This is a genomic window from Synergistaceae bacterium (assembly GCA_012728235.1).
GTDB lineage: Bacteria > Synergistota > Synergistia > Synergistales > Synergistaceae > JAAYFL01.
Genome location: JAAYFL010000106.1, coordinates 1 through 5,821, shown reverse-complemented (window position 1 = coordinate 5,821; position 5,821 = coordinate 1). Strand labels below are relative to the sequence as shown.

The following is a 5,821-nucleotide window of genomic DNA, read 5'->3' as shown; positions in this document are numbered from 1 at the left end:
GCCAGAAGGAGGGAGATTGAAAGCCAAGTAATCCCCATTCGAAACCAAAGCGGTTCAATTATGGGGAGCTTTATCAATAAATATTACATTTTGTAGATATTTTTCATGCGCTCAAGGCCACGCTTGATCGACTGGCGGACAGACTCCTCATGTACGCCCTCGGCCTCGGCAATTTCCTTGATGCTCTGTCCAAGAATGATGTGGGCATCAATCCTGCGGCCCTGGATCTCCGGCAAAGAGTTGAGGGCGTTCCATAGACGGATGAACAGCTCCATACGCTCCAGAAGCTCCTGGGGCGTTGGCTCGTGCAGGCAGGCGGAATATTCGATCCCGTCATCGCAGTCCAGAGAATATTGCGCCTTATGCCGGGAGAGCCGCCGCTGGTAGGCCATTTCGTGCCGGGCATCGGACACAAACACTTCGGCTACCTCGTCAGAAACCTCGATAAACTGATCCTGTGTGTACCAATAATAAAAATCCTTCAGATTGATTATAGTCATAAATAAACCTCCGTTTCGGTGTTGGGTGGATGAGTGACCGAAACGGGGCTCGGCGGGGAGCGGCACCTCGGGGAGCCGCACCGCACCTCGGGACACTTTGTCTCGAAGTACAAAAAAGCGCCCGGGCGGCATGAAGCCACACGGACGCATGAAGTTACATATTCATTTGTGTACTGTCTAATTTCACATTCATAACCAGACTGTCCCGGAGGGGGAGCTACGCTTTTTTTAGCTGGTGCAGATCATGGGTATTATGAAAAAAGGCAAAAATGGACACGGCGATACCTCCTGAGCACCGCCGTATCCTCAAAGAAGGGCGACTTTAACACACCCTCCGTATTCTCATTTTTCAAAAAGAAAACGGCGGTCTGAAATTTGTTATTTCAAAACCGCCGTAAGGCTACTGTAGTTTGTTTTGGCGCACAGATACTCAATCGCCGAAACAACGGTTTTTTTATTCATGTTGGGCGACTTTTTTCTTTTAGATTGTTTTGAGTTCCCGACTATAATAAGCTATACCTGCAATTACAATAAGGGCTATACCTGATCCAATCATAATCCACTGCAAGGGAAGAATATCAGCCAAAGGGCCAAACATAGCCATACCAATTGGTAAAAAGCCAGCATACATCGTGCCAAGTAATCCAAATACACGCCCCTGCATAGAGGTGTCCGTTTTTTCTTGTAACATAGTGGTAATTGCTGTTTGCACCATTGTTAATGCGACTCCATAACATACCATTAGGCCAAGGTAAAAAATAAAATTCTTTGAAAAGCCCATTCCGATTGCAAAAGTACCAAACGCAAAAAGTCCAACTGCCAAAGTTTTTCCTCGGTGCTTAAAACCTCCCCATGTACTCATAATAACTCCGCCTACCATCATACCTGCGAACCCTACTACTTCCACTGCGGTAAGATACCAGTAAGTATCACCGAATACTCGCCGAACAAGAAGTCCTGCAAGATAGCCTGCTGGAACACAAAAGAAAGTGAATAGTCCGTAGATGATTAAAAGCTTTCCAATTAGTTTGTCTGCAAAAGCGTATTTGACGCCAATTTTCATGTCAGAAAAGACGCTGGCCTTCTCAATGGAAATATTTTGTTTCGGAAGTGCCAAGCAGGACAATAGGCCCGTTCCCAAGATTGCCGTTACAATGTCTATCATAAGCGTAGTTCTCAATGTGCTGATTGCAAAAACTGCACCTGCCGTCGCTGGAGCCGCAAAATTAACAATAGACTGCATTGTTGCATTGATGCCGTTGTACCGCATAAGTTGATCTTCCGGGACAAGCTGTGGGATAACGGCATTGACCGCTGGAGTTTGTATTCCTGCCCCCAAGGATCGTATGACCGACATAACAAGCAAACCACCGAGCAAAGCAGGCTCCGATGAAATATGCGGAATTGCCAATACCATTACAAAAGTGACAAATGCAATCAGCAGATCTGCGCCTATAATCAACTTTTTTCTCCGGTATCGGTCTGCCCATACGCCGCCTATAAATGAAATGAGAAATTGTGGTAGATAGGAGCAGACTGTAAATGCAGCCACCCACACGCCACTGGATGTCTGCATGGTTGCATACCAAATGAGCGCCATTTGAACAAGCGTAGAGCCAAAGAGTGTGATACATTGACTGGTTAAGAAAAGGAGTATTCTTTTCTGCCAGTCGGTGCGTTGCGTGTCATCCATGTTGTATATCCTCCTGTTTTTTAGGAGGGAGCACAAAGCGCTGCGTGGGATAGCCAAACTCTGTCAGCAATTCTTTTTCAGCAAAACCAAGTTGCAATAGCATATCTCGATGCCCTGTATCGGCCTTGTCCTGTTCTCGAAAGGTTGTTGTGCTGATTTCCTGCCCTGGAAGATATGTTTCCAATAAGGCATCCAAGAATACCTTTTGAAGTCCGCGATTTCGATGTTGCGGATGTACGCCAAGAAATTCTATACTGCCTGGAGAATAGGTAAATGCCATCGCTCCAATGAGAATATCTCCCTCCCTTAGCACAAGCGCACGCTTTTCGTCAATACTTTCTTCCAGCTTAGCTAAGTAGTCATCTTCATCCATTACAGGATACCCATCAATAACAAGCCGCATTAAGTTCATCCAATCGACAATATCTTTCTTTTCTGCTAACCGAATATCCTGTATTGTAAATTCCATAGCCGTTGTTCTTCGATGTAAAGTGAACCGCAACTGCAAAGGATAAAAGCTCCGTTCTTCACGATACTCCGCAGGCGGCGATTTATACATGGCCTTAAAAGCTAGTGAAAACGATTGCTGGCTCTCGTATCCGCAGATAAAAGCAATTTCGATAATAGGTTTATCCGAAAAGACCAGGAGCTTTGCTGCCTCTGTAAGCTGACGGCGTTGCACATAATCATGAATTGTCATTCCTACGGTTTCGGTAAATAGTCGGTGTAAGTGATATTTTGAATAGTGGACAGCCTCCGCAACCGTTTCTAATTCCAGCTTTCCGTCAAGATGACTTTCGATATAGTCAATGACTGCCTCTATGCTGATGACTGATTGATTGCCCATGTGTGTCCCCTCCTTTCCATTAAGTATGTAGGGTTGAGCAAAACTCTGATCCGTTCGCAGCGGCATACAATATATAGATTCTGCAATAATTTGCAACTCAATATATTGTTTCACAATTTTGCAAAACTTGCGTTTTGCTCATCTCTATTAAGTATGATAACAAAATCAAAGAAGATTGTTTTAATAATTATTGCGGGTTTTGGAAGCGCACTCCAAATAGAGATCAAATACCAAGCACAATATATTATTTACAGACTCCAAACAGTGCTTGACAACAACGGGGGTATTAGAGGAAAGAATTTGGCTTAGATCTCCATACACAGCAATACCGCTTACCAGTGTTCCATGCTGTTGGTGCGGCTGTATGTAATCATTTACTCCCCACTGGCTATCGAATGCATGCAGATCGGAGTCAGAGAGAAACGGTGCAAGCAGGGTATGGCCATTGTTCACTCCGGTATCCAACAGGCATATTGAGACATTTGCTGATTCATCTTTCACAATTCTTGAAGCTAGATTGGCAACCCACTCTGCCTGCTCCTTGTTCTCAAGATTCATGAAGAAATGGACCGGGTCGTGAACCGCACGAAATTCAGCAATGTTCGGGTTAGTGGCAGTTAGGGCAATGAGGTCTTGGGCTGTGGCATAGATGAGGATGACCGTACGTTCGGGGAATGAAAGAGAGAATGGGCTATATTGGATGTCCAAAGTGTCAACATCTTGATGGAAATGTTGTACATCTTCCTCTTCCGTACTGGAGAGCCAGACTTCACACCATTGAGGAGAATCAAGCGGTATAAATTCAGGACTGTCGGTCCAAAAGGAATCGAGAGCAGCTGCACGAATGCATTCTACACTTCGGACAAGTGTATCGTTCTTGGGTTTATCTTTCTTGGTGTTCTCGAAAGCATACTGTGTGAGTTTCTTAGGAAACCAGCTTTTTCTACTGGCAGGGACATATACTGTAGCATGCTGAGTTGTCACTCCTTCATCATCTGATGTGCTCTGGATGTTACGTAGGCGAATACCAGAACGTCTGTTCTCCAGACTCTCGGTCAATAGGTCATGCTCTGGTCCACCACTGAACTCGATGTATACACCACTCGGCATTTTGGAATCACCATTGGTTTTCCACAGTTGGTTATATTCGTTGAGCAATTTTTTACTGTGTAGATTACGATCTCTCACAGGTAGTTTGGGGCCTTTGTTCGGGCGTCCTTTACTGGAGTATTTACTTGCAACAGGTTGACCCGTTAGGAAGATATGTGGGTATTCCATAACGTATCTCTTTTATTAGTTATAGGCTGCTCTTCTCTCGGAGAGCATTCGTTCCAATTGGTCAATCGTTACGCTGGTTTGGTCATTGAGGATCGCTTCCTTGATGGCATCGTCACATGCTTGGGTTATTTCTGCATGGCTCAAAGAGTGTGCCAATGGGAGAGTGTGCTGAAAAGAAGGTGCTTTGGGGGAGAAGGAAGCGAGTCGGTTATGGAGTAGGCGCAGAACTTGCGCGTCGTCCGGGAGTTGATATGCGAGGATATCATCAAAGCGCCTGAACAGCGCTTGATCCAAAATCTTTGGATTATTGGTTGCCGCTACGATTAAACTCTGTGAATCATCGCGCTCAATGAGCTGAAGGAATGAGTTGAGGACTCGCCTCATCTCTCCAACATCGTTGTCGAGGCTCCGTTCTCCGCCGATGGCATCGAATTCAACGAAGAAATAGATTCCACGCCGTTGTGGGATGGTGTCAAAAATTAGGCGAAGTTTGGCACTGGTCTCTCCCATGTACTTGGTGACGAGCTTGTCCAACAGGATAGTATATAGCGGTAGGTTCAGCTCGCTTGCCAATATAGAAGCGGTGAGTGTTTTGCCAGTTCCTGGAGGGCCTACCAAGAGTATTTTTCGGCGATGTGACAACCCGTACTTCTCCAATTTATCTTTTTGCCGGTATTCACGAAGAATACGTTGGATTCGCTCCTTCATCCCATCGGATTGCACGAGAACAGGCAATCTTTGAGTTGGTTCAGTGGTGATGATCAAGTGTTCAAGGTCGGTGCTGAAGGGAAGGATCTTTTTGTTCTGTTGTTCTCGAGCTTTATCGATGATGTCTCGAATGTCGTGAGCGAGGCCGATATGGCCCTTGCGGGCCTCATGAGCAGCGATCTGGAGGGCTACAGTGAAGAATTGCTCAGGTTGTTCGCTTGAGTGAAAACGGACGAGCGCCTTTATCTGTTCTGCAGTAGCCATCATGGTCTCCCTTGTGAACGTGTGTATTTCACTACACTCTACTATACGTTCTCGCCCAAGCCTACTGGGTGAAGTGATTACAGCTGATCTCCTCCTTGCTTCCTGCTGAAAATGAAGCTACTAAGACAGAACATGGCCGTCACCCAGTTTCGTGCGGCCACGAAACTCGACCTAGACAAGAGTCTCCTCCGACTTTTGGTAGGAGAAAATGAAATTTCAAATTTACTCTAAAACCTGTATCTGGCGTCACCATTCAGCTTTTTAAGCCGATTTTTCTTTCAACAAGTCCGAAAGTTGGGAGCCATCGTAGTTATACAGAGGATGAAATTTGTCCAAAGTTACTCAAATCATGATTTGACAAATTATGATTTGACAAATATCAGACAGATGCTCAAATGTGTAAGGTTCGCCGGGCAAAAATTCGAGAATTCTGATTACTTCATGGACTTATGAATTTGGCAAGATCAACATGTTGCACAGCGAAAGAAAATCTTACTGTTCGTGATATGTAAGAACCTTGGTATTATCGGT

The 5,821-nt window shown here is 45.2% G+C and carries 5 protein-coding genes; all 5 read right to left on the bottom strand.

Annotated features, from left to right (window positions below; translation table 11 throughout):
- Nucleotides 1-83: 83 nt before the first annotated feature.
- The 5 genes from GXZ13_06725 to GXZ13_06705 all read right to left on the bottom strand — a co-directional run bounded on the left by GXZ13_06725 (nucleotide 84) and on the right by GXZ13_06705 (nucleotide 5,290).
- Nucleotides 84-500: a sigma-70 family RNA polymerase sigma factor gene (locus tag GXZ13_06725; GenBank protein NLX75506.1), complete on the bottom strand. Its 417-nt coding sequence runs from the start codon at nucleotides 498-500 to the stop codon at nucleotides 84-86.
- Nucleotides 501-981: 481 nt separating this feature from the next.
- Nucleotides 982-2,193: an MFS transporter gene (locus GXZ13_06720; GenBank protein ID NLX75505.1), complete on the bottom strand. Its 1,212-nt coding sequence runs from the start codon at nucleotides 2,191-2,193 to the stop codon at nucleotides 982-984.
- Nucleotides 2,186-3,040, bottom strand: a complete 855-nt coding sequence (locus tag GXZ13_06715) for a GNAT family N-acetyltransferase (GenBank protein NLX75504.1) — start codon at nucleotides 3,038-3,040, stop codon at nucleotides 2,186-2,188. The genes GXZ13_06720 and GXZ13_06715 overlap by 8 nt, the downstream gene beginning before the upstream one ends.
- Nucleotides 3,041-3,220: 180 nt before the next feature.
- Nucleotides 3,221-4,150, bottom strand: coding sequence for a S8 family serine peptidase (locus tag GXZ13_06710; GenBank protein NLX75503.1), 930 nt, complete (start codon nucleotides 4,148-4,150; stop codon nucleotides 3,221-3,223).
- A gap of 183 nt (nucleotides 4,151-4,333) precedes the next feature.
- Entirely contained in the window at nucleotides 4,334-5,290 is a 957-nt protein-coding gene (locus GXZ13_06705) for an ATP-binding protein (protein NLX75502.1), read from the bottom strand.
- Between the last annotated feature and the right edge of the window lie 531 nt (nucleotides 5,291-5,821).